This window comes from Cedecea lapagei (assembly GCF_900635955.1).
GTDB lineage: Bacteria > Pseudomonadota > Gammaproteobacteria > Enterobacterales > Enterobacteriaceae > Cedecea > Cedecea lapagei.
Genome location: NZ_LR134201.1, coordinates 3569871 through 3595250, shown reverse-complemented (window position 1 = coordinate 3595250; position 25380 = coordinate 3569871). Strand labels below are relative to the sequence as shown.

Sequence of the window (25380 nt, the reverse complement as noted above, 5' to 3'; positions counted from 1 at the left end):
GCCCTCCAGCGGCTTTAAATCAGAACATCAGGGACATCCACGGATAACCAATCACCAGCAGCGCAGCCAGGAACAGGCCGCCGAAGATGGTGCCCAGGCGCCAGTAGTCTTTGGTTGGCAGGTAGCCGCTACCGTAGTAGATAGGACTTGGGCCGGTGCCGTACGGGGTGATGATGCCCATGATACCCAGCGAGGTCACCATCAGCAGACAGAACACTTCCATATTCATACCCGGAATGGTGGAGGCGATGGTCAGCATCGCCGGCAGCAGCGCGGTGGTGTGCGCGGTGGTGCTCGCAAACAGGTAGTGCAGCAGGTAGAACGCCAGCAGCAGAACGATGGTTGCGGTGCCAGGTGCGATACCGGTCATCAGCGCGCCGCCTTCTTTCCCCAGCCAGGTGATAAAGCCGGTAGAAGAGAGGCCATCGGCCAGGGCAACCAGGGTAGCGAACCAGACGAAGGTGTTCCACGCCGCCTTGTTATTGGTGATGTCGTTCCAGTTCAGGACGCCGGTCCACAGCATCAGGACGATAACCAGCAGGGCCGCAAGCGCAGGTTCAATCCAGCTTGCCGCGAAGATCCACATCACCAGCGCGGAGCAGACGAACACCAGCAGCAGGATTTCGTTGCGGGACAGCTTGCCCAGTTTTTCCAGTTCACGGCTCGCCCATTTTGGCACTTCGTCGTTCACTTTTACTTCAGGCGGGTAGAGCCAGTAAGCCAGCAGCGGCATGGTCAGCAGTAACAGCAGGCCAAGCGGCAGGAAGGCGAGGAACCACATCCCCCAGGAGATGTTGATGCCGACGATGCTTTTCACCAGCGCCAGCGCCAGCAGGTTAGGAGCCAGCGCGGAGAGGAACATTGAGCTGGTGATACAGGCCGCGGTGATCGCCACCCACATCAGGTAAGAACCAATTTTACGCGCGCTTGGGTCGTTAGGTTTTGAGCCGTACAGCGGCGGCAGGTTGGCGATAATCGGGTAGATGGTCCCGCCGCTACGTGCGGTGTTGGACGGGGTAAACGGCGCCAGCAGCAGGTCGGCGAAGGCAATGGCATAGCCCAGCGTCAGGCTGCGGCGGCCAAGGTATTTCACCAGAATCAGCGCCAGACGGCGGCCAAACTGGGTTTTATCGTAGCCGGCGGCAAACATAAATGCGCCGAAGATAAGCCAGACGGTGGAGTTACCGAAGCCGCTGACTGCCCATTTAAAGGAGGCGCCCGCCAGCTTGAATTTTGGGTCGGCCATTTGCTCCGGACTGAACAGCAGCCACTGGCTGCCGAGAGAGATAACGACGATCCCGGTCAGGCCGATAACGGCGCCCGGCAGCGGCTCGAAGATAAGCCCTACGATGACGCCGACGAAGATAGCGAAGAAGTGCCAGGCGTACGGCGGCAGGCCGTCCGGGACGGGAACCAGCATCAGCAACAGCGCCACAATGATGGGCAGGGCCATCATCAGCCAACGTTTGTTGTTGCCTGCTTTTTTAGTGCTCTCTTTGAGCGGCGGTAGATTGGTGGTTATTACACTCATAATGACACCGTTATAAGGAGTTAAGGATTCGGTTTTTATTTCAGATTACTTTAGTTTTTTAATTTATTTTATTATTTAAAGTGCCATCGGGGATGGTCGGGGAAATAAATATTCAACGCCTTTTGTCGGCGGTGAATTAAATTTTTTGGATAAGTATATATTGCGCTTTCGGGGTATATGACAATTGATCAAGATCAAGAAATAGCACGCTGTTAGCGTTTTCGGTAAAAATAATACCTGGCGTTTTCACAGGGGTATTTTTGCCCTGAAAGTTATCAGGTTGATCATAAAAAATGCCTCTTCAGGCCCATTTTGTTAATTTTTGCTGACTCGATTCCGCTTGCTGCAAGGGCTGGCGTGGGTTTTGGGTGTGATGCTTAAGGTAACCGAAATGTTATATTAATTTAATCATCTGTAATTTTTTGGATTTTAATTAATAACACATTGTAGGTAATTCTGTTATTACCGTTCTTCAATAGTTTTTAAACTAACGTAAATAGTTTGGTAACTAAAAATAGTCTTATATTGTTGGTATGCGAAATGGCCAATAACCAAAATCAAAATAGTGCCAGCAACCCCATTCTTAGTTTTAAATTTTAAAGTTTGGAGTCGACATTATGAGCACCGACAAAGCTATCTTCAGCCCATTTACTTTACCTAATGGTACCGCGTTAAAAAATCGCCTGCTGATGGCGCCAATGACCACCTGCACCGGGTATTTTGATGGCACGGTCACCGAAGAGCTGGTGGAGTACTATCGCGTTCGCGCAGGCAGCATCGGCACTATTGTGGTGGAATGCTGCTTTATCGACGATCTTGGCCTCGCTTTCCCGGGCGCTATCGGCATAGATAGCGACGAAAAAATTGCCGGGCTGGCAAAAATTGCCTCCGCCATTAAGGGCGAAGGATCAAGAGCGCTGCTGCAGATTTACCACGGCGGCCGCATGGTTGAACCAAAACTTATCGGCGGGCGCACGCCGGTTGGCCCCAGCGCCCTGGCTGCCCCTCGTGACGGCGCCGCCACTCCCCGAGCCCTGACCACTGAAGAAGTGGAAGGCATGGTGGGCAAATTCGGTGACGCCGTTCGCCGCGCGATTCAGGCCGGTTTCGACGGCGTGGAAATCCACGGTGCAAACACCTATCTGATTCAGCAGTTCTACTCCCCGAACTCTAACCAACGCGACGACGAATGGGGCGGTAGCCGCGACAACCGCGCTAAATTCCCGTTGGCGGTGCTGGACATTACTCATCAGATGGCACGCAAATACGCCGATGACGCGTTTATTATCGGCTATCGCTTCTCCCCGGAAGAGCTTGAAGTCCCTGGCATTCGTTTTGACGACACTATGTACCTGCTGGAGAAACTGGCCGCTCGCGGCCTCGACTACCTGCACTTCTCCATGGGCTACTCGCTGCGTCCGTCTATTAACGACACCACCGACCCAACGCCGCTCATCAACAAATACTGCGAAATGCGTTCCGACGCGCTGGCGCAGATCCCGGTGATGGGCGTGGGCGGGATCGTGAATGTCTCTGACGTAGAGACCGCGCTTGAGCACGGTTATGACCTGGTGGCCGTAGGCCGCGCCTGCATCGCTTATCCGGACTGGACTGACCGCATCGCCAGTGGCGATGTGCTGGATCTGTTTATCGACAGCACCCAGCGCGAAGCGCTGACCATTCCCGAGCCGCTGTGGCGCTTCTCGCTGGTCGAAGCGATGATCCGCGACATGAGCATGGGCGGCGCGTCCAAATTTAAACCAGGGATCTTCGAAGAAACCGTTAGCGATGATGTCAACCAGCTGGTCATTAACGTCAGCCTCGACACCGATCGCATTGCCGATATCGCGCTCGCTTCCGGCCCGGAGGATGACGTTGAATTCAGCACCAATTTCGAAGAGATCCGCTCCCGCATTCTGACCGCTAACTCTCCGTTTGTGGATGCCATTTCCGGCGCGACCTCTCAAAGCGAAGCGGTGAAAAAAGCCGTTTCTAAAGCGATGGTGAAATCCAGCAAGCAGCAGGCATTTGAAGAAAGCGGCGGCACGAGTGCCCCGCAGAGCTATGACGTTGTGGTGGTTGGCAGCGGCGGTGCAGGTCTGGCCGCAGCGATTCAGGCCCATGACGAAGGGGCCAGCGTGCTGATCGTTGAGAAAATGCCGTCTATCGGCGGTAACACCGTTAAGGCTTCAGCCGGTATGAACGCTGCGGAAACCCGTTTCCAGCGCGTGAAAGGCATCCACGACAGCAAAGAGCTGTTCTACGCCGAAACCCTTAAGGGCGGCTACAGCAAAAACAATCCTGAGCTGCTGCACCGCTTTGTGGAAAATGCCCCTCAGGCGATCGAATGGCTGGCAGACCGCGGCATCATGCTGAACGACATCACCACCACCGGCGGGATGAGCATCGACCGTACCCACCGTCCGCGCGACGGATCGGCGGTTGGCGGCTACCTGATTAGCGGTCTGCTGCGTAACATCAACAAGCGCAGCATCGACGTACTGATGGAAACGGCGGTCACGGAAATTCTGTTTGAACAGGGCGCGGTCAGCGGCGTAGCGCTGCTGACCGACGAAAACGAAGCGCTCACCATCCACGCAAAAAGCGTGATTATGGCGACCGGCGGCTTCAGCGCCAACAGCCAGATGGTGGTGAAATACCGTCCCGATCTTGAAGGCTTTGTGACCACCAACCATAAAGGCGCAACCGGCGGCGGTATTGCGCTGCTGGAAAAACTGGGTGCCGGTACCGTGGATATGGGCGAAATTCAGATTCACCCAACCGTAGAGCAAACCACTTCGTACCTGATTTCCGAGTCCATTCGCGGAGGCGGCGCTATCCTGGTGAACCAGGAAGGCAACCGTTTCTTTAATGAAATGGAAACCCGCGATAAAGTGTCGGCGCAGATTATCGCGCTGCCGGAGAAATACGCTTACATCGTGTTTGACGAGAACGTGCGAGCCAAAAACAAAGCCGCAGATGAGTACATCGCGAAAGGCTTTGTAGTCAGCGCGGAAGGTCCACGCGAGCTGGCGGAAAAACTGGGGATGGATTACCACACCTTCCTCGCCACACTTGAGCGTTACAACGGCTTCGTGGAGAATCAGTACGACGAAGATTTTGGCCGTAAAACCGCATTGCGTAACCCGATTAAAGAGGGGCCGTTCCACGCCATTCGTATCGCGCCAGGAGTTCACCACACCATGGGCGGCGTGACGATTAACGCCCAAACCGAAGTGCTGGATAAACAGCAGCAGGTTATCCCAGGTGCATTTGCTGCGGGTGAGGTGGCCGGCGGTATTCACGGCGGGAACCGTATCGGCGGTAACGCGGTAGCGGATATTATTGTCTTTGGTACCCTGGCAGGCCATCAGGCGGCAAGCTGGGCAAAACGCTAAGCCCGAATGCGCTCCGGCCATCGCCGGGGCGCACCCTTTCAGCACAAGGAGCCCGCTATGTCACAAACCGAAGGTGTTTATGGGTACTCCGCGGTATTAATGGGCTCGCCCATCCTCCTCAAACTGTTTGAACATAACCAAACGCTCGCCTCTCAGGTGTTCCGCCTGATTAAACAATACGAAGATCTCCTGACCGTTAACCGGGCCGAATCCCAGGTCATGAGCATCAATCACGCTGCGGGTAAACATCCGGTCACGGTCAGCCGCCCGGTGTTCGAGCTTATCAAGTGCGCAAAGGCCGCCAGCCAGTTTCCCGACAGCATTTTCAATCTGGCCATCGGCCCACTGGTGAAACGCTGGAAGATTGGCTTCAAAGGCGACAGCGTCCCGCCGGAGCAGGATATTGCCGCTTTGCTGCCGCGAACGCAGCCGCACCAGGTGGTACTGGACGAAGCCGAAGGCAGCGTTTATCTGGCTCACGCTGGCATGGAGATCGATCTTGGCGCGATTGCCAAGGGCTATATCGCCGACCGCGTGCGGGACTTTCTGAGGCGTCAGGGGGTAGAGCAGGGGTTAATTAATCTCGGTGGCAATGTGCAGACCCTGGGCTCGCCGGAAGGAGGCTGGTCTATTGGCCTGAAAAAGCCGTTTAGCGAGCCGGATGAGATGCTGGGCGTGATTGAGGTGGCAAACAAGTCGGTGGTGACGTCCGGCGTGTACGAGCGCTATTTCGAGCTGGACGGCAAACGTTATCACCACATTATTGACCCTCGCACCGGCTACCCGCTGGACAACGATCTCGAAAGCGTAACGATTGTTTCGACCGATTCCCTCGACGGGGATATCTGGACAACGCTGATTTACGGGATGGGCGTAGAGAAGGGCTGCGCCGTGCTGGCAAATCGCCCCGATATTGAGGCGATTTTTGTCACCAGGCAGCGCGAGATTATTCTCTCTTCCGCCAGCCAGTTTCGCTTTACGCTACTGGATGACGGCTACCAGCTCATTACTGGCAGTACTGCTTAAGCAGGCCAAGCTGCTCAACCTGCAGGCGGTAGCGGTAAACCGGTCGCCCGGTCATGCCGTAATGAATGCTGGTGAACAGGATATTGATCTGTGCAAGCCAGATCAGATACTTACGGCAGGAGACGCGAGAGATATTTACCGCCGCTGCCAGTTCGTCGGTGGAGAACTCTTCCGTAGGGTGCGTATCGATCCACTGGCAAATGGTGCGCAGCGTTTGCGGCGTAAGCCCTTTAGGCAGGCGCTTGGCATCCGCCACCACCGGTGAGCCGCCGTGCAGCAGGCGATCGACGTCCGCCTGCTCATAATATTTGTGGGTGCCCATCAGGTTTTTCTTTTCGCGCCAGTTGGTTAACGCCTCTTCAAAGCGCGGGAACTGGAACGGTTTGATCAGGTAGTCGACCACGCCGTAGTGCATTGACTTCTGAATGGTGGCCGCGTCTGCCGCCGAAGAGATAACAATCACATCGATCGTTTTTCCCGCTTCACGCAGGGTGGGCAGCAGATCCAGACCGTTATCCTGCTGCATGTAAACGTCCAGCAGAATTAAGTCTATTTTTAACTCCGGGTTGCCGATCATCTCCCGCGCTTGTTTCAGCGTGGAGGCGGAACCGCAGCAGCTAAAGCCCGGGATTTGGCTGACATAGGCGCGGTTTAACTCCGCTACCATGGCATCATCATCGACAATTAATACATTGATCACGCGTTGTTCCTTTCACTATCCCAGGGTAACTGCACAAAGAATTGGGTGAAGACGCCGGGTTCTGACTCCACCTGAATACTGCCGCCAAGGCGCTCAAGCTGCTGCCTGGCGAGGAACAGGCCTACGCCACGCTGCTCGCCTTTGGTGGAGTAGCCTTTATCAAAAATAGACTGAATATGGTCCGGCTCGATGCCCGGCCCGTCGTCGCTAACTTCAACGCTCAGCACGCCGTTCTGGTAGTGCAGCAGGACGCCGACTTCGCCGTCAGGCTGGCCGTTCATCGCATCCAGCGCGTTTTCAATCAGGTTGCCCAGCGCGGTAATCAGCGCCATGACCTGAAGCTCATTCGGGTTGTCCGGCAGTTGGCACTCCTCGGCAAGCGCCAGATGATGGCCCGCTTCGCGCGCACGGTTAATCTTGCCAATCAGGAATCCGGCGATTACCGGCGACTTAATTTTGCTCTGCAGCGTGCCAATTTCCGTCTGGTAATTGCTGGCGGTTTGCAGAATGTACTCTTCAAGCTTGTCGTAATGCTTAAGCTGTAGCAGGCCAAGAATGACGTGCAGCTTGTTCATAAACTCGTGTGAGCGCTCGCGCAGCGCGTCGACATAATTCACCATGCCGTCTACACGCTGGGTCAACAAGTTGATTTCAGTCTTGTCGCGGAAGGTGCTGATGGCGCCGATCACCTGGTTATTTATACGAATTGGCACCGCATTACACAAGACCAGGCGGCCATAGCTGATGATTTGCCGATCCTGAATCGGGGTGCCGGTATGAAGGACTTCGCACAGCGTCGCCACCAGCGGCCCCGGCGGCACGGTTTTGCCGAGGCGGAAATCGTCAGGAGAGAGCAGCAGCTTGCGCGCCGCGTGGTTGATCAGCGTCACCCGGCCTTCGCGATCGACGGCGATAATGCCCTCTTTGACGGACTGAAGCATCGCCTGCCGCTGCTCGAACAACGCGGAGATTTCGTAGGGCTCAAAGCCGAACAGAATGCGTTTAAGCACGCGCACCAGCACCCAGGTGCCGAGTGAGCCGAACAGGGCGCTGAACAACACCGTCCACAGCACGCTCCAGCGGCTTTTGCTTATCTGCTCGTCCACTTTGCTGAGCGAAATACCGATGGCCACCACGCCAATCTGTTTATGCTGCCCGTTATACACCGGCGTAAAGACGCGCAGCGCCTCCGCCAGCACGCCGTGGTTTATCGAGACGTTCTCTTTGCCCTCCAGCGCCGGAAAAATGTCGTCGCCGATAAAGTGGGAGCCAATATTGCCGGGTTTGGGGTGTGAAAAGCGGATGCCGTTCATGTCGGTCACCACCACGAACAGCAGGTCGTTACGTTCCTGCACCCGTGTTGCCACCGGCGGAATGATGTCTTTGTCGTGGGACTGAGTCAGGCCGTATTTTATTGTCGGATCGTCGGCCAGGGTCCTGGCCACCGCCAGCGCGGTGTCCTTCAGGCCGCTGCGGGTGGCATTGCTTATCTGAATAAAGTACAGCGCATAAACGACGAGCAACACTGAGCCGATAACGGCGCACAGCATCAACGTCACCGAGGTGCTGAGTTTCATCGGGCGTTTTGCCGTCGTTTGCGGGGGCTTGGTGTCGCTCATGATTGTTCCGATACGGGACGCAAACGCTGATTATCGCCGATGGAGACGGATTGTAAAAGCCGTCTCAGAGATAGCGGCCAATATACCTCTGCGGAGAAACGCCCAGCTTTTTCCGGAACATAGCGATGAAAGCGCTGCTGCTGGCGTACCCCAGCGTGCTGGAGAGATTGCGGATGGTGGTGCCGCGAGCAAGATGGCAGACGGCTTCCACCAGGTGCATCTGCTGCCGCCATTCGGTAAAGCTGAGCTGTGTTTCTTCCCTGAACAGCCGCGCCAGGGTTCTTTCGCTCGCGCCAACCTGTTTGCCCCACCAGGCGAGCGTTTCCCGCTGGGAGAGGTCGCTGCACAGCGCATCGCAAAGCTGACGTATACGCCGGTCCTGGGGCAGGGTGATATGGCACAGAGCGACCTCCTGCAGGCGCAGCAGTTCGTTGTGCAGCAGGTCATGCAGCAGCGAGAGGCGACGGCTATCGGCGGGGTTTTCCAGCCCTGCCACCGTCAGGGACTGAAACAGCGGCGTGACGGCCAGGCTGCGGCTGTGACGGCTAAATGCCGCGGAGGCCGCGGGCGTCATGTACAGGTTGTGGGTCACCACTTTGCCGATAGCCTCTAAGCCGTGCGGCAGGCGCCCTGGCAGCCATAGCGCGTGGCCGGGCGCTACAACCCAGACGTTTTGCTCGCTGCGGATCTTCGCCACGCCGCTGACCGGATAAATCAGCTGGCCCTGCTCGTGGGCGTGAAAAGGTTCCTGGCTTCCTGAGCTATAATGGAGTTCTCGTACTTCCAGAAACGCTTCCTGCGGCCCCTGCTGTGTGGAGTGCTTGATCATCTGTTGCCTGCCGTTCGTCCGATTCTCGCCATTTCATGGCGCAGTAGCGCGTTAAGACAATCTCTGTCCGTTTTGCGATATCTCTCCCCCATGTCGCGCTATTCTGCCACGGGTGCTCTTCTCTTTTAAAGGTGAATAATTATCATTTCGATCCTCTTCTTATAACATGATACGGTCGATATGAAACAGGGCGGATGGGTAAACGGGAATATGCCGTTGAAGGCGTTGAGTTGTGCAGTCTTTGCGGCATGCGCGGGCTTTGCCCAGGCGGCAGACAAATCTGCCGCGAAGGAGAGCACGATGGTTGTCACGGCAACGGCCCCTGCTTCTTCCGGGCAGGAAGATGAAACTAACGTGGTGGCGCATGAGGCGGCGGCGGGCACCAAATCCAGCTCGCTGATAAGCCGCACGCCGCAGAGCATTTCGGTGGTGACTCAGGCGCAAATGGCGGCCATGGCGGCAAAAAATATTCCGCAGACGCTGCGCTACGTCGCGGGGGTTTCTTCGGAAAATGCCGGGCCGGATACCCGCTTTGATACCATCATGGTTCGCGGCTTTGAGGCTGACGAATATCTGGACGGCCTGCGTCTGCCGCGCGAAGCCTGGTGGAGCCGACCTGCCTGGGACCCGTTCCTGCTTTCCCGCATTGAGGTGGTGAAAGGGCCTGCTTCGGTGCTCTACGGCCAGGCAAATCCAGGCGGCGTGGTCAATCTGGTCAGCAAAACGCCGCAGGCTCAGCCCGGCGGCCAGGTCTATGTGAGCGCCGGGAATAACAGTCAGTTCGGCACCGGCTTCGACGTGACCGGCCCGCTGACCGACAGCAAAGAGTGGCTCGGCCGCGTGGCGGGTACCTTCTTCGACACCAAAACGCAGGTCGATCACACCCGCTATCAGCACTACGATATTGCTCCGTCCTTGACCTGGCAGCCTAATGAGCGCACCAGCCTGACGCTGCTGGCACAGCTGCGCCAGGATCCCGATACCGGTTTCTACAATATGCTGCCGGTGAAGGGCACGCTGGTGAACAACCCGAACGGTAACATTGGCACTCATTTTTACGGCGGCCAGCCGGGCTTTGATTCCTATACCCGTAGGCAGGGCAGCATTGGCTACCAGTTCCGCACCGAGCTGAGCGACAACGTCACGCTGCGCCAGAACGTACGCTATATCAGCAGCAGCGCCGACTACCGCATGGTGTACCCCTTCGGCACCTACCCAACCCAGCCGCTGGTTAACCGCTACTCCATGAACCTCACCGAGACGATGAGTAACTTTGCCGCGGATAACCAGGCTGAATTCCGCTTCGATACCGGCCCGGTGTCGCACACCGCGCTGCTTGGCGTGGATGTGATGCACTCTTCGGTGCGCAGTCAGGCGGGCTACGGCGACGCTTCGCCGCTGAACTACCTCAACCCGGACTACAGCACGCCGGTTGAAATCCCTGCGTTCACCAGCAACAGCCATTCGACGATGGACCAAACGGGGCTTTACCTGCAGGATCAGCTGGCGCTGGACAACTGGGTGATGAGTCTGGCAGGACGCTACGACAGCGCACAAACCAAAGCCACCAACCTGCTGAACGGTACCCATCAGACCCGTAACGACTATGCGACCACCGGTCGCGCGTGGCTGCTGTACCACTTTGATAACGGTATTGCCCCGTACATCAGCTATTCGACCTCGTTCGTGCCGAGCGCCGGAACCGACTTTAACGGCAACGCGTTTAAGCCAACCAAAGGCAAGCAGACCGAAGTCGGACTGAAATACGATCCGGTCGGGATGGACGCGTTGTTTACCCTTGCGCTGTTCGATTTACGCCAGAGCAACGTGGCGACGCCGGATCCCGATCATGTGAACTACAGCGTGCAGACCGGCGAGATCCGCTCCCGTGGGATCGAGCTGGAGGGCAAAGTTAACGTCACCCCAGCCTGGCAGATCCTTGCGTCCTACTCGCTGACCGATCCGGAAGTGCTGAAGGCGAACGACGGCAGCGAAGGCAAGCACCCGACGGGAATTTCACGCAACCTGGCCAAACTGTGGAGCCAGTATGCCTTTAGCGGCCCGCTGGACGGCTTCTCCCTTGGCGGCGGCGTGCGTTACGTCGGCCCAGGCTACGCGACGACCGACAACTCGCTGCAGGTGCCGGGGGCCACGGTCTATGACGCTCGCATCGGCTGGCAGTATCGCCAGTGGCAGCTCGCGCTTAACGCCGCCAACCTGACGAACAAAACCTACCTTGCCGCCTGCCAGAACAACGGCTGTGAGTTCGCGGTTAAGCGTCAGTACGTGGCAACGTTAAGCTATCAGTGGTAAGCGGATGCTCTCACGTAGGCGTTTTCTGACCTTTGCGCTGGCCGCCCCGTTTATCGGGGTAGCCGGTGCCTCTTCCGGGCCTCCCCGGCGCCTGGCGGTGCTTGACTGGGGGCTGACCGAGCTGATTCTGGCGCTCGGCGTTACCCCGCAGTCGGTTTCCGCTCCCGACTGGTACCGCAAGCTGATTGGCACGCCGGAGCTGCCCGCAAGCGTGGTGGATATTGGCCTGCTGTTTCAGCCGAACCTCGAAACGCTGTCTGCGCTGCAGCCCGATCTTATTGTCATTACCCCAGGCCACGCGCTGCTCAAGCCCCAGCTGGAGCGAATCGCGCCAACGCTTACCCTGCCAACCGGTAGCCTCGCTGAATGGCGAATCTCCCTCGATAAGCTTGCCGCCGTGCTGCATCGTGAAACCCAGGCGCTCGCCGTGCTGGCCGCGTTTGAACAGGCAGCGCAAAGAGCCGGAGAAACGGCTGCGGCCTTCCACCGCCCGCTGCTGCTCGCCACGCCGGTAGATGCGTTGCATATGCGGCTGTACGGCAAGGGCAGCCTTGCCGGCGACGTGCTGGCCCGCTGTGGTTTCAGCAATGCCTGGCGTGGCGGGGTGAATACCCAAGGGGAAGCGATGGTCGAGTTAACGCGCATTGGCGCAGAGGATGCAGGACTGATTCTTCTGCCTGAAGAGGGGCTACTGCCGATGATCCAACGCTGGCGGGATTCACTGCTCTGGCAGCGCCTGCCGCTGACGTCACAACATCAGCTTGCTTTCCCGGCAGAGAAATTCAACTCCGGCGGCGCGCTGGTGACGGCTACGCGCATTGCCGATGCGCTGGGGCAAATTGTGACGGGATGGCTGCATGGCTGAGACGGGAAAAACGACGGCCTGCTGGCTGCTGATTACCGCCCTTTGGGGCGCCAGCCTGGCTATGGCGCTGCAAAACGTTGCCCACTACGGCGGTCTTGTTCACGGCCTGAGCGTGCTGTTCAGCGTGCAGATGCCGGATGCGCAGGCGGTGATCCTGCATTCCATGTGGTTCCCTCGTCAGGTGATGGCCGGGCTCGGCGGCGCGGTGCTGGCGCTTTGCGGCTGGCTGATGCAGCGGGCGCTGCGAAATCCGCTGGCGGAGCCCATTACCCTCGGCATGACCTCCGGCGCAACGCTGGCTTTGGGCGTGGCTTCGATGTGGTTCCCGGCGACGCTGCTAACGGCGCGAACCGGCGTGGTGATTGCCGGTGAAGTTGTTGCTCTGCTGCTGGTTCTGCTGCTTTCCTGGCGGCAGCGCCTGTCGCCGCTGGTGATGATTCAGGCGGGGATGCTGGTCAATCTTTGGTGCGGCTCGCTGACCATGATCATGGCGGTGATCAACGACCGTTTTCTTCTTTCGGTGCTGATGTGGGGCGGCGGCTCGCTGGCTCAACAGGACTGGGGCGGCGTGACGGCGATCCTGCCCTGGCTGGGGCTCTGTTTTCTGGCCCTGCTGCTGCTGTTACGTTCGCTGGCGTTACTCAGGCTGCCGGAGGCGATGGTGAGCAGCTTAGGGGCTTCTCCGCTGCTGATCCGCTCGGCGGCGATGGGGCTGGCGTTGGTGATGAGCGCCTTAATCATTAACAGCGTTGGCGTGATTGGTTTTATCGGCCTGGCCGCCCCGCATCTGGCGCGCTTAGGCGGGGCACGCACCACGCGGCAAATGCTCTGCCATTCGCTGTTTATCGGCGCCGGATTGCTGTGGTTCACCGATCTTTGCCTCAGCCGCATTACGCTGCTGGACGGGCAGCTGCTGCCGGTGGGGATGTTAACTGCCCTGACCGGCGGGCCGCTGCTGATCCTGCTGGCGGGCAAGGCGCGGCATCAGGTGCTGGAGACGACGCCTTCGTCCTGGGAAGGCGAGGCGGGGGGCGTGCGCTTTCCGACGGGCATTGCTTTTGCGCTGCTGCTTGTGGCTATCGTGCTGTCGCTGTTTGTCGGAAAGGGGCTTTACGGCTGGCACTGGACGACGTTTGCAGAGCAGCACGCTCTGCTGCCAATGAGGCTGCCGCGTCTGCTGGCTGCGTTAAGCGCCGGAGCGTTGCTGGCCGCGGCGGGCGTATTGATGCAGCGCGTCAGCGGTAACCCGCTGGCAAGCCCGGAGATCCTCGGCATCGGCGGCGGCGCGGCCATGGGCGTGACGGCCTTTCTGCTGCTGTTCCCAACCGGAGGAACGGGATTGCTGATCCTCAGCAGCGCGGCAGGGGCGTTAATCAGCCTGCTGGTAACGCTGTGGAGCAGTCGCCAGAGCGCTTTTAATCCGCAGCGGGTGCTGCTGAACGGCCTGGCGCTAAACGCGCTGTTCCAGGCCATAGCCAGCATCGTGATGCTGAATAACCGGCAGGCCAGTTCGATGCTGCTGCAGCTGATGACCGGCAGCACCTACTACGTGAATAACGGCATCGCCATTGGCGTGTTCATCGCCATGCTGGCGCTGCTCGCCGCTTCCCCGCTCTGTAAACGCTGGCTGCTGCTGTTACCGCTCGGCCAGCTAAGCGGCTCGCTTGGCGTTAACGTTACGCGGGCGAGAATAAGCGTGCTGGCGCTGGCTGCCCTGATGACCGGGCTTGCCACGCTGATCGTCGGGCCGGTGTCGTTTGTCGGGTTACTGGGGCCGCATCTGGCGCGTAAAGCGGGAGCAAAAAAGCCGATGGCGCAGCTCTTCACCGCCGCGCTGCTGTCCGCGCTGATCATGGTGCTGGCAGACTGGATGGGCCGCAATTTTCTGTATCCGCGTCAGCTGCCCGTGGGGCTGGTGGCGTCGCTGGTCGGCGTACCCCTGCTGGTATGGCCGCTGATTCGTAGCCGGGCGCATACACATCAACAATAGCGCCGGCGGAGTAATGTCGAAAAGGAAGCAACAATGTCTCTGATCATTATGCTGTTTCGCCTGGTGGGCGGCTGGCTGGCGCTGGCGGCGCTTGCCAGCGTGGTCAGCGGGTTAAGCAATGCCTCGCTGCTGGCGGTCATCAATCATAGCCTGACGCTGCCTCCCGATGGGCTGAGTCACATGGCGCTGAAGTTTGTTCTTCTGGCGGCGCTCATGCTCAGCGCTCGCGTGCTGGCTGAAACGCTGTTTATGTGGCTGGGGCAAAAAGTGAAGGCGACGCTGCGTAAAGACGTGCTCAATCACGTCAGCGAAACCGCCTGGGCGCAGCTGGAAAAGACGGGGATGGCAAAGGCCGTCTCAATACTGACGCAGGATCTCGACACGCTGGTGGTCTTTTTCGTCAGCCTGCCGGGGCTGCTTATCTATGGGGCGGCGATTGTCGGCTGCCTTATCTATCTCGGCACGCTGTCGTGGCAGGTTTTACTGCTGGCGCTGCTGGTACTCGGTCTTGGTGCCATGGGCTATCGCGCCGCCCATGGCAAAGCGCTGGGGCTGCTGCGTAGCTCGCGGCAGCGGGAGGATAAGCTGATTGCCCAGTGTAAAAAACTGTTCGACGGTGGACGCGAGTTTCGTCTTAATCCCTCCCGCAGGCGGCATTTTGTCGAGGGGCCGCTCAGCGAAAATATTGAATCGGTTCGCGTCGAGCGTACCCGAGGCTATGTGTTTTATGGCCTGGCGAAAAGCTGGGGGAGCGTGCTGTTTTTCGCTTTTATCGGCGCTGTGCTCTACTGGCTGAGGGGATCTCTGGCGCTCAGTACGGCGGTGATGACCGGATACACCATGATTTTTCTCTACATGATTGTGCCGGTGGAGGGCGTTCTCTCGGCCTTACCAACGCTGACCAGCGCCCGCATTGCGCTCCAGCGGATCGCCCAGCTGAAAGCCGATCTGCCGCAGGAAAAGCTGCTGCCGCTGAAAGATCTCCCCCGGTTCGACAGCCTTGCGCTGACGGACATTCGCTATGAGTATCAGGGCGAAGAGGAGGAACGCTTTACCCTCGGGCCGCTCAATCTTCGTTTCACCCAGGGCGAGCTGGTTTTTCTGGTGGGCGGCAACGGCAGCGGGAAAACCACGCTTGCCAATCTGCTGGTAGGCCTCTACCCGCCGGACAGCGGTGAAATCAGGCTTAACGGCGAGCTGGTCACGCCTGTGCAGCGCGAAATTTACCGCCAGCACTTTGCCGTAGTGTTCAATGATTTCTTCCTGTTTGATGACGTGGACAACGTACATGAGCGCACGGCGGATCATGTTGAAAAGCTGCTGCACCTGCTTAAGCTCGATCGCAAAGTAGCTTTCCGTAACGGACGTTTCTCGACAACGGCGCTTTCTCAGGGGCAGCGGAAGCGGCTGGCGCTGCTTCAGGCGTGGCTGGAGAACCGGCCTTTTTATCTCTTTGATGAGTGGGCGGCGGACCAGGATCCCGGTTTTAAAGAGGTGTTCTACAAGGTGCTGCTGCCGATGCTAAAAGCAGAGGGCAAAACGGTGCTGGCGATTACCCACGATGACCGCTATTTCCCGCTGGCGGACAGGCTGATTAAGCTGGAGTCAGGGAAAGTGGTAGCAGACAGCGTGCTCAGGCCGCCGTCTGCATAAGCCCAGGGTTAAACTAAATGGCAAGCAACGCGGTGAGCTTCTCCCATTTCACGCAGGGCTGGGACCTCCTGGCGGCAGCGGTCTGTGACCTGAGGGCAGCGTGAGGAGAAGCGGCAGCCGGAAGGCGGGCGCGATGGATCGGGGATTTCACCGCGAATCGCCTCTAGCGGCTCGCTGTCCGGGTCCAGCGTCGGCACCGCAGCCAGCAGCGCCTGGGTATACGGGTGCAGCGGGCGGCTGAACAGTACGTCGCGGCTGGCGGTTTCAACCAGCTGGCCGAGGTACATCACCGCTACGTCGTCGCACAGGTGCTCAACTACGCCGAGATCGTGCGAGATAAACAGGAACGTTACGCCGCGCTCGTCGCGCAGATCGGAAAACAGGTTGATGATCTGCGCCTGAATGGAGACGTCGAGCGCCGAAATAGGCTCATCCGCGATAATAAAATCGGGGTTGAGGATCAGCGCGCGGGCGATGCCAATGCGCTGGCGCTGGCCGCCTGAAAACTCATGCGGAAAGCGGTTGTAGTGCTGAGGCGCAAGGCCGCAAATCTTCATCACTTCCAGCACTTTGTCCCGCAGTTCGGCGCGGGTGCATAGCTTATGCTCCAGCATCGCTTCGCCGATGGCATCGCCAACGCGGACGCGCGGGTTTAGGGAGCTGTAGGGATCCTGAAATACGAGCTGAATTTTGGGGCGCAGCGCTCGCGACTCTTTGGCGCTAAGCTCGCTCAGCTCCATGCCTCGATACTTCACGCTGCCGGCGGTTTTGTCGTACAGGCCGAGCAGGGTGCGTCCGACGGTGGTTTTGCCGCTGCCGGATTCGCCCACCAGGCCGAAAATTGTGCCCTGGCGAATGTTAAAGCTGACGCCGTCGACCGCACGCAGTTCGCCGGTTTTCTGGCCGAAGAGCCCGTCGCGCAGCGGGAAGTATTTTTTGAGACCTTCCACTTCAATAACGTACTGGTTGTTCACGATGTGGACTCCGCTAACTCACTGTAAAAACAGGCGGCCTGGCGCTGCTGGCCGAGCAGCGCCGGGATGCCCTGGCGGCAGCGCTCGGTGGCGCGTTCGCAGCGATCGGTAAAGGCACACCAGGGCGGCAGGGCGGCTAAATCTGGCACCTGGCCGGGGATAGAATAGAGCCTGCGGCGGCGCTCGCCGGGAATGGGACGTGAGGCGATCAGTCCTTTGGTGTAAGGGTGTATTGGGTTGCGAAGCACGTCAGCCGTTGGCCCTTGCTCGACGATACGCCCTGCGTACATCACTACGACGTGCTCCGCCATCTGGGCGATAACGCCGAGATCGTGGGTGATCAGCATCAGCGCCATATGGTGCTGACGCGCCTGATCCCGCAGCAGCCGCAGGATCTGCGCCTGAACGGTCACGTCGAGCGCCGTGGTAGGCTCATCGGCGATCAGCAGCTTTGGCCGGCAGCTCAACGCCATGGCAATCATCACGCGCTGAAGCATGCCGCCGGAAAGCTGGTGCGGATAGCTTGCCATCAGGCTCTCCGCCCTCGCCAACCCAACCTCGGTCAGCATTTGGGTAGCCAGATTCCATGCGGATTTTGGCGTTTCCCCGCGATGGCGAATCAGCGGCTCGCAAAGCTGATCGCCGATAGTCAGCACCGGGTTCAGGGCGCTCATCGGCTCCTGGAAAATCATCGCCAGTTCGTTACCGCGTAAATCGGCCATTTGTGCAGGCTTGAGGCCGAGCAGATTTTTGCCCTGGAAGAGGATCTCGCCGCCGTCAATCCGCGCGGCCTGCGGAGGAAGTAGCCCCATCAGCGACATGGCGGTTACGCTTTTGCCGCAGCCGGATTCGCCGACGACGCCAACGGTTTGCCCGGCGCGAACGGTAAACGACACGTCCTGCACGGCACGCACGCGGCCATGCTCCCCGGCGAAGGAGAGGGAGAGGTGGTTAAACTCAATCAGCGTTTCGCTCATTTCACGCCTCGCTTCATTTTCGGATCCAGCGCGTCGCGCAGGCCGTCGCCCAGCACGTTAATCGCGATGACGGTGATAAAAATGGCGATCCCCGGCGGCATCCACAGCCAGGGGCGACGCTGGAAGTCGATCAGGCTATTGGCGCTGTCCATCATATTGCCCCAGGAAGGCGTAGGCGGCACCACGCCGAGGCCAAGGTAGCTGAGCGCCGATTCCATCAGGATGGCATTGGCCACCGCCATCGTCGCCATCACCACCAGAACAGGAATGGTGTTAGGCAGCAGATGACCGAACAGGCGACGGCGGGCGGAAAGGCCTAGTACGCGGGTTGCCAGCATAAAGTCGCGTTCGCGCAGCGAGAGGATTTGCCCTCGTACCAAGCGCGCCAGCTTCGGCCACTCCAGCAGGCTTAGCATGATAACCACCATGTAAATACGCGAGTCCGGCGAGAAGTCGAGTTCCGACAGCATGGCGCCGGCGACGATAAGCAGCGGCAGGCTCGGGATAGTCATGACCAGGTCGGCCAGGCGCATAATCAGCTTATCCGTCCAGCCACCGGCGTAGCCGGAAACCGCGCCGAGCAGGTAGCCGAGGGTGACCGAGAGCAGCATAGTAAGCAGGCCGATGATCAGAGAAATGCGCCCGGCCAGCAGCAGGCGGGTGTAGACATCACGCCCGAGGAAGTCGGTGCCAAGCCAGTGCACTTCACCTGGCGGTTTGTTGATCATCAGGGCATCTGTGGCATCGTCCTTCCACGGCGACCAGAGCGGCCCGAGGGCGCACCACACCGCCATGACAATCAGCAGAATCAGGCAAAACATTGCCAGACGATTACGCTTAAGCGCCTGCCAGGCTTGATGCCACGGCGACGGAGTGACCTGCGCCAGCGCCGGAATTTCCGCCTTGCGCAGGCGGCGGTTGGTGGAAAACAGAGAACTGAGCATCAGGACCTCACACGAATGCGCGGATCGGCCCACGCGTAGAGCACATCGGCGATCAGGTTGCCGAGGATGGTCAGCACCGCCAGGAACATCGTAAAGCCCATCAGGACCGGGTAATCGCGGGCGGCGAGGGAATCGATCTGGATGTGGCCAGCGCCGGGCCAGTTAAAGACTTTTTCGGTAATGATCGCGCCAGAGAACAGCCCCGGCAGCTCAAAGCCCAGCAGGGTGATGATCGGCAGCAGCGCGTTGCGCATGGCATGCTTGAGGATAACGGTGCGTTCGCGCAGCCCTTTGGCGCGGGCGGTGCGGATAAAGTCCATCTTCACCACGTCCAGCATGCTGGCGCGGAAATAGCGCGTCAGGCTGCCCGCCTGCAGCATCACCAGCGCCAGCACCGGGAGCACAAGGTGGGCGGCAACCTGCGTCACGTAGGCCCAGCCGGTGGCGTCGGTGCCGGTGTTGGTCATGCCGCCGACCGGCAGCCAGTGCAGGTCGACCGCGAACCACTTGATAAGCAGCAGGCAAAGGAAAAAGGTCGGGAAAGACATGGCGGCGAACACCAGCACGCTCACCAGATGGTCAAACAGTGAATTGGGCTTTATGGCTGAGGCAATGCCCACCGCAAGGCCAATCCCCCAGTAGAACACCAGCGCGATGGAGGCCAGCAGGAAAGAGTTCCAGATGTACTGATTCAGCAGCTGGCTGACCGGGATCTGGTACTGCAGGGAAAAGCCTAAATCCCCCGTGAGCAATTGCCCCAGCCAGTGGAGGTAGCGGGTGAACAGCGGCTGGTCGAGGCCGTAAATGGCTTTCAGTTCGGCGGCGCGGGCGGCGGTCAGCGTAATATTGCCGTCGATAAAGTCGCCGGGCGTTTTCGCGAACAGCATAAAGATGATAAACGAGGCGAACAGCAGCATCGGCAGGGTTTGCAGCAGACGCCGCAGAATAAAGTTTTTCATGACGTTCTCACTGCCGCCGCCCCGATAACAGGGTGGCGGCGAGGTTTACTGCGTTACTTAACGATTTTCACATCCGGCAGGCTGCCGGTCAGGCCGTTGTACACGTCTGGCTTAAAGCCGGTGACGCGGGCGCTGCTGGCGGACAGAATTTTGCGGTTGCCGAGCAGAATCACCGGGGGATCCGCAGCCAGCACTTTATACAGCTCGTGGTAGATGGTCTTGCGCTTCTCTTCATCGAGCGTGGCGTTGCCCTCGTTGATCAGCTTGTCCACCTGCGGATTGTTATAGCCGGACTCTTTGGCTTCGGTGCTGTAATAATCCCAGACGCCGTCGTGCGGATCGTTCAGCGTGCTGGTGCTGAAGGAGGCCAGATCGTAGTTGCCCGCTTTGCGCTGCGCCATCAGGGCATTGAAGTCGACGACCTGCGGCTTAAGCAGCACGCCGATCTGCTGCCAGTTCTCTTTGGCGATAGGGATCAGCGCGTCGTTCAGCACCTTTTTGCTGACCAGCAGCGTCAGCTCCAGACGTTTGCCGTCCTTCACGCGGATGCCGTCGGGGCCCGGTTTCCAGCCCGCGTCGTCCAGCAGCTTTTTCGCCTGCGCCGGATCGTATTTATACGGGTTCACGCCTTCCGCATTATAGGCCCAGGAGATCGGCGAGATCGGTTCGTTAGCCACGGTGCCGTAGCCCTGGTAAACCACGTCGATCAGCTTCTGGCGATCCAGGCCGTAGATCAGCGCCTGGCGCACTTTTACATCCCGCAGCGCCGGGCGGCGAACGTTGAACTCAACCTTGCTGTAGTCGCTGGAGCCATACAGGTTGATATTGGCGAAGCCCAGCAGTTTCAGCTGTTCGATATCGTCCGGACGTGAAGTAAATGAGTCGTAATCCGTCTCGCCGGTCTGGAACAGCTGGAAGTTAGTGGACGGGTTAGTTACGCGGTAGATAAAGCGCGGCGTTGGCGGCGTGCCGCGGTAGAAATGGGTGTTGGCGTGGAAGCGGATTTCCTGGCCCGGAATGTACTTCTCATAAACGTATGGGCCATTGCCAAGCGGTTTGCCGTGCAGGGTGCGCAGGTAATCCAGGTTGCCGCGCTGGTAGCCTTTGCCGTAGTACGCCTTCGACAGCACCGGGCCGCCAATCTTGCCGAGCGTAGTGGCCCCCGGCTGCGTGGTGGTGACCTGCAGCGTGAGCGGATCGATAACCTTCAGGCCGCTGACGCTGTCGGCTTTACCGGCTTTGTAATCCGCGCCGCCGGCGACGTTGGCAAGCGTAATGTCGGTATCGCCGTCATATTTCGGGTCATACAACACGGTGAGCGTGAACGCGACATCTTCGGCGGTCAGCGGGGAGCCGTCGCTAAAGGTCAGGCCAGGGCGCAGTTTGATGGTGTAGACCTTGCCGTCCGGGCTGACTTTCCAGCTTTCGGCGAGGCCCGGCACCAGGTTACCGTGGCTGTCCCAGTCAATCAGTCGCGAGAAGATGACGTTGGTGACGTTTTCATCCCAGCCGTTAACGAAGAAATAGGGGTTAAAGATACCCTGCGGCTCAGAAATTCCGGCCACCACCGTGTCTTTGCGCAGCTTAGCGGTGGCTGGGATCTGGCTTGCGTCGGTGGCCGGCGTGATGCCTTCCTTTAAGATTTCGTCGGCTGCCGCCGCGCCGGAGAAAACCACCACGCTGCTAATCAGGGCTGCCCGTAAGGCCAGGCGAAAGCGCGTGGGTTTTGTTTGTAATGCGTCAAGTAACCTGGCCAATAGCATTCCCTCAAGATTTTTTGCTGTAAAATTTACAAATCATGACGAAAGATAAAAGCCGGGATTGTCACTGTCTAACAACGAAATGCTATGGCTTATAGCCATTTGTTCCTTTGGGCTGACGAAAAGACGAGGCCGATCTCAATGCAGGAGCCAGCATTACGCTCCTGAACGGGCGTTTTCAAAGTGTAACCATTCCTTGCCACTCTTCGCTTCAGGTGTTAAAAGGTGCCCCTTTGACAAATCACAAAGGAGCAGGGCGTGAAAAACACGTCAGTCGCATCTGAGGATGCGGGGCCTGAGGATGGCCATCAACTACAGCGCGGCTTGCAGAACCGCCATATTCAGCTGATTGCGCTGGGCGGCGCTATCGGCACCGGACTTTTTCTCGGCATTGGCCCGGCGATTCAGATGGCCGGCCCCGCCGTGCTTCTGGGCTACGGCGTGGCGGGAATCATTGCGTTCCTGATCATGCGCCAGCTTGGTGAGATGGTTGTTGAAGAGCCCGTCTCAGGTTCATTTTCCCATTTTGCTTATAAATACTGGGGGCCGTTCGCCGGGTTCCTGTCCGGCTGGAACTACTGGGTGATGTTTGTGCTGGTCGGCATGGCCGAGCTGACCGCAGGCGGCATTTATATGCAGTACTGGTTCCCGGAAGTGCCGACCTGGACCTGGGTCGCTCTGTTCTTTGTGGTAATTAACGCCGCAAATCTGGTGAACGTGCGCCTTTACGGCGAGATGGAGTTCTGGTTTGCGCTTATTAAGGTGCTGGCGATTGTCGGCATGATTGCCTTCGGCATCTGGCTGCTGGCCTCTGGCCACGGCGGCGAACGTGCGAGCGTCAGCAACCTCTGGCAGCACGGCGGCTTCCTCGCCACCGGCTGGCACGGGTTAATTCTGTCGCTGGCGGTGATCATGTTCTCGTTTGGCGGACTGGAGCTTATCGGCATTACCGCGGCGGAAGCGCGCTCACCGCAAACCACGATCCCGAAGGCGGTTAACCAGGTGGTGTACCGCATTCTGCTGTTCTACATTGGTTCGCTGGTGGTGCTGCTGTCGCTTTACCCGTGGCTGGAAATTAAGTCTAACAGCAGCCCGTTCGTGATGATTTTCCACGAGCTGAACAGCAACATAGTCGCCTCTGCGCTCAACTTCGTCATTCTGGTGGCTTCGCTGTCGGTCTATAACAGCGGCGTTTATTCTAACAGCCGCATGCTTTTTGGCCTGTCCGTGCAGCGCAATGCGCCTAAATTCCTGGCGAAGATCAGCCGTGGCGGCGTGCCGGTGAACTCGCTGCTGCTGTCCGGGGCGATTACTTCGCTGGTTGTCGTCCTCAACTATCTGCTGCCGCATGAGGCCTTTGGCCTGCTGATGGCGCTGGTGGTGGCGACGCTGCTGCTGAACTGGATTATGATCTCGCTGGCGCACCTCAAGTTCCGCCGCGCCATGCGCAGCAAGGGGCATGAAACCAGCTTCAAGGCGCTGCTGTACCCGTTCGGCAACTACCTGTGCATTGCCTTTATGATGATGGTGCTGGGGCTGATGTGCACGATCGACGGGATGCGCCTCTCCGCGCTGCTGTTGCCGGTGTGGATCGTGTTCCTGTTCGCTGCCTTTAAGCTGCTGCGTCGTAGAGCTTAAACCGTGGAAAAAGCTTAACAGCAGTTGATTTTGCTAAACCGGGCGTTGCCGCCAGCGATGCCCGGTATCCTGACCTTCAGAAATTACGCTATTATGCTGCCCTAACTCTAAACGAAGCGGATGTTTAAAAGGGCAGGGCAATGAGCGTTAGTCGGAAAGGAATGCTGTATGTGTTGTTTGCGGCGGTACTGTGGGGAAGTTCAGGGGTGTGCGCCCAGTACATTATGGAGCAGAGCCATATTTCCTCGGCGTCGCTGACCATGCTGCGGCTGCTGTTTTCTGGCCTCATTCTGCTAATGCTGTCGTTTATGCACGGGGACAAGATCTTCGCCGTGTTTAAGCAGCGCGACGACCTGATTTCTCTGCTGATCTTTACGCTTTGCGGTGCCCTCACGGTGCAGTTGACCTTTCTGTTAACCATCGAGCACTCTAACGCCGCGACCGCGACGGTCCTGCAATTCCTCTCGCCAACCATTATCGTCGCCTGGTTTGCCTTCGTGCGTAAAAAGCGCTCCGGCAAGCTGGTGTATGCCGCGATTGGCACTTCACTCATCGGCACCTTTGTGCTGGTGACCCACGGCAATCCGGCGTCGATTACTATTTCGGGCAGCGCGCTGTTCTGGGGGATTGCCTCCGCGTTCGCCGCTGCATTCTATACGACCTGGCCGTCGAAGCTGATCGCGCGCTACGGCACGTTACCCGTAGTGGGCTGGAGTATGCTGCTGGGTGGCGCGGCTTTACTGCCGTTTTACGCCAGCCAGATCGGCAGCTTTACCGCGACCGGCGGCACGCTGCTGGCCTTCTTCTACCTGGTCATCGTGGGCACGGCGATCACCTTCAGCCTCTACCTGACCGGCGCACAAATGATTGGCGGGCCAAAGGCCAGTATTCTTAGCTGTGCGGAGCCGTTGAGCAGCGCGCTTTTGTCTGTACTGCTTCTGGGTATTAGCTTTACGCTGCCGGACTGGCTCGGGTCGCTGTTGATTATTTTTTCTGTCGTCCTTATCTCTCTCGATTCCCGGGGCAGGCTGCATTCACGCTAATGATTTACATTTTGCAAGGTTTAATTACCACCGGAAATATCATATTTTGGGGGGAAGTAATTACCCACTATACTATGGTAAAAGGTGCCCTCCGGGCGAAAGTCTGCACCTCCGACAAAGGTATTTCAGCGTGATGATTGATAATCTAATTGAGCGTATTTCCACCGCCTTAGACGCCGAATATACCCTTGAAGGTTTGGTGAGACAGCTGCTGGAGATGCTTGAGCTGGTGACTAACATGGAGTCCACCTACCTGACCCGCATCGACGCCGAGGGCAGCCAGCAGCAGATTGTTTTTTCCCGCAATACTAAGACGATGAATATTCCCGAAGGACTCACCGTTCCCTGGGAAGACACGCTGTGCAAGCGCGCTTTAGACGAAGGTCGACGTTATACCTGTAATGTCGCAAGCGTCTGGGGCGACTCTGAGGCGGCTAAGGCGCTGGGCATTGTGACTTACGTCAGCACGCCCGTGACCCTCGCCGATGGCTCGCTTTACGGCACGCTGTGTGCCGCCAGCTCCGAGCAGCGCATACTCACCGACCACAGTGAACAGGTTCTGCAGCTCTTTTCTCAGCTGATTGCTCAGCAGATCCAGAATGAGCAACTGATGAAAAAGCTTCAGCAGGCAAACGTCGCGTTGACCGCCGCCAGCTACACTGATGAGTTAACCGGCCTTCCCAATCGCCGGGCGGTCTTCGATCAGCTTCCCCGCCTGTTCTCCCGCGCCAAAGACGACGCCCGCTACGTGCTGGTAGCCTTCGCCGACCTGGATGGATTTAAGCAGATAAACGACGTGCACGGCCATGAAACCGGGGATGATTTTCTTTGCGCTGTGGGTAAACGGCTCAAAGAGGAAGCCAGAGGTGATGAGGTGGTGGGGCGTCTCGGCGGGGATGAGTTTATCGTCGCCGGAGGCGGGCCCGCTGAGTACAGCGAGGCGCTGCGTGCGGCAACCGCCTTCCGCACCCGGCTCTCAGCGCTGCTCAGCGGGAAGTATCAGCTTAAATCCTGCGTGATTGACTACGAAGGGCCAAGCATCGGCGTGGTTGCCATTAATCCTGCTACGACAACGCCTGACGGCGCGCTGCGGGAGGCCGATACGCTGATGTATGTCGATAAGAAACGCCGTAAAAACGGCGCGGCGGTAAGCTAACCGCC

The 25380-nt window shown here is 58.5% G+C and carries 18 protein-coding genes; 9 read left to right on the top strand and 9 right to left on the bottom strand.

Going from position 1 to position 25380, the window contains the following annotated elements:
• Positions 1–19 precede the first annotated feature (19 nt).
• Positions 20–1531, bottom strand: coding sequence for a DASS family sodium-coupled anion symporter (locus tag EL098_RS17585; RefSeq protein ID WP_164716899.1), 1512 nt, complete (start codon positions 1529–1531; stop codon positions 20–22).
• 617 nt (positions 1532–2148) lie between these two features.
• Between EL098_RS17585 and EL098_RS17580 the strand changes: the two genes are divergently transcribed.
• Positions 2149–4929: a flavocytochrome c gene (locus EL098_RS17580; protein WP_126357382.1), complete on the top strand. Its 2781-nt coding sequence runs from the start codon at positions 2149–2151 to the stop codon at positions 4927–4929.
• Between the two features lie 57 nt (positions 4930–4986).
• Complete coding sequence (locus EL098_RS17575; protein WP_126357381.1) at positions 4987–5955, top strand: FAD:protein FMN transferase; 969 nt, start codon at positions 4987–4989, stop codon at positions 5953–5955.
• Here EL098_RS17575 and dcuR read toward each other — a convergent pair.
• From dcuR to EL098_RS17560, 3 genes are all read right to left on the bottom strand, one after another.
• Entirely contained in the window at positions 5936–6655 is a 720-nt protein-coding gene (gene dcuR, locus EL098_RS17570; protein WP_126357380.1) for a two-component system response regulator DcuR, read from the bottom strand. The genes EL098_RS17575 and dcuR overlap by 20 nt on opposite strands.
• Positions 6652–8274 (bottom strand): sensor histidine kinase, encoded by a 1623-nt coding sequence (locus EL098_RS17565; protein ID WP_126357379.1) that lies wholly within the window; start codon positions 8272–8274, stop codon positions 6652–6654. The genes dcuR and EL098_RS17565 overlap by 4 nt, the downstream gene beginning before the upstream one ends.
• 64 nt (positions 8275–8338) lie before the next feature.
• A complete protein-coding gene (locus tag EL098_RS17560) occupies positions 8339–9103 on the bottom strand; it encodes an AraC family transcriptional regulator (RefSeq protein WP_126357378.1) in 765 nt (254 codons plus the stop codon).
• A 180-nt stretch (positions 9104–9283) separates the two neighbouring features.
• Here EL098_RS17560 and EL098_RS17555 point away from each other — a divergent pair, with 180 nt between their 5' ends.
• The 4 genes from EL098_RS17555 to EL098_RS17540 are packed head-to-tail and all read left to right on the top strand — an operon-like array spanning position 9284 to position 15924.
• On the top strand, positions 9284–11416 hold the full coding sequence (locus EL098_RS17555; RefSeq protein WP_126357377.1) for a TonB-dependent siderophore receptor: 2133 nt from the start codon (positions 9284–9286) through the stop codon (positions 11414–11416).
• A gap of 4 nt (positions 11417–11420) precedes the next feature.
• The gene (locus tag EL098_RS17550; RefSeq protein ID WP_126357376.1) at positions 11421–12281 is read left to right on the top strand and encodes an iron-siderophore ABC transporter substrate-binding protein; all 861 of its coding nucleotides are present in this window, start codon (positions 11421–11423) and stop codon (positions 12279–12281) included.
• Positions 12274–14271: a Fe(3+)-hydroxamate ABC transporter permease FhuB gene (gene fhuB, locus EL098_RS17545; protein WP_126357375.1), complete on the top strand. Its 1998-nt coding sequence runs from the start codon at positions 12274–12276 to the stop codon at positions 14269–14271. The genes EL098_RS17550 and fhuB overlap by 8 nt, the downstream gene beginning before the upstream one ends.
• 33 nt (positions 14272–14304) lie before the next feature.
• Positions 14305–15924 carry a cyclic peptide export ABC transporter gene (locus EL098_RS17540; RefSeq protein WP_126357374.1) on the top strand — a complete coding sequence of 540 codons (1620 nt, stop codon included), beginning with the start codon at positions 14305–14307 and terminating at the stop codon, positions 15922–15924.
• Between the two features lie 8 nt (positions 15925–15932).
• Here the strand turns inward: EL098_RS17540 and EL098_RS17535 are convergent, their stop codons facing one another.
• Genes EL098_RS17535 through EL098_RS17515 form a run of 5 tightly spaced genes read right to left on the bottom strand, consistent with a single transcriptional unit; the run spans position 15933 to position 21541 of the window.
• On the bottom strand, positions 15933–16898 hold the full coding sequence (locus tag EL098_RS17535) for an ABC transporter ATP-binding protein (protein ID WP_126357373.1): 966 nt from the start codon (positions 16896–16898) through the stop codon (positions 15933–15935).
• Positions 16895–17875: an ABC transporter ATP-binding protein gene (locus EL098_RS17530; protein ID WP_126357372.1), complete on the bottom strand. Its 981-nt coding sequence runs from the start codon at positions 17873–17875 to the stop codon at positions 16895–16897. The genes EL098_RS17535 and EL098_RS17530 overlap by 4 nt, the downstream gene beginning before the upstream one ends.
• Complete coding sequence (opp4C, locus tag EL098_RS17525) at positions 17872–18819, bottom strand: oligopeptide ABC transporter permease (RefSeq protein WP_164716897.1); 948 nt, start codon at positions 18817–18819, stop codon at positions 17872–17874. Before opp4C ends, EL098_RS17530 begins: the two co-directional genes overlap by 4 nt.
• Positions 18819–19778 (bottom strand): ABC transporter permease, encoded by a 960-nt coding sequence (locus EL098_RS17520; protein WP_126357371.1) that lies wholly within the window; start codon positions 19776–19778, stop codon positions 18819–18821. The genes opp4C and EL098_RS17520 overlap by 1 nt, the downstream gene beginning before the upstream one ends.
• A 53-nt stretch (positions 19779–19831) precedes the next feature.
• Positions 19832–21541, bottom strand: a complete 1710-nt coding sequence (locus EL098_RS17515; protein WP_408609087.1) for an ABC transporter substrate-binding protein — start codon at positions 21539–21541, stop codon at positions 19832–19834.
• 255 nt (positions 21542–21796) lie between these two features.
• Here EL098_RS17515 and pheP point away from each other — a divergent pair, with 255 nt between their 5' ends.
• The 3 genes from pheP to EL098_RS17500 all read left to right on the top strand — a co-directional run bounded on the left by pheP (position 21797) and on the right by EL098_RS17500 (position 25375).
• Positions 21797–23176 (top strand): phenylalanine transporter, encoded by a 1380-nt coding sequence (pheP, locus tag EL098_RS17510; protein WP_126357369.1) that lies wholly within the window; start codon positions 21797–21799, stop codon positions 23174–23176.
• A 140-nt stretch (positions 23177–23316) separates the two neighbouring features.
• Positions 23317–24219 (top strand): EamA family transporter, encoded by a 903-nt coding sequence (locus EL098_RS17505; RefSeq protein WP_126357368.1) that lies wholly within the window; start codon positions 23317–23319, stop codon positions 24217–24219.
• A 133-nt stretch (positions 24220–24352) separates the two neighbouring features.
• The gene (locus tag EL098_RS17500) at positions 24353–25375 is read left to right on the top strand and encodes a sensor domain-containing diguanylate cyclase (protein WP_126357367.1); all 1023 of its coding nucleotides are present in this window, start codon (positions 24353–24355) and stop codon (positions 25373–25375) included.
• The last annotated feature ends 5 nt before the right edge of the window (positions 25376–25380 follow it).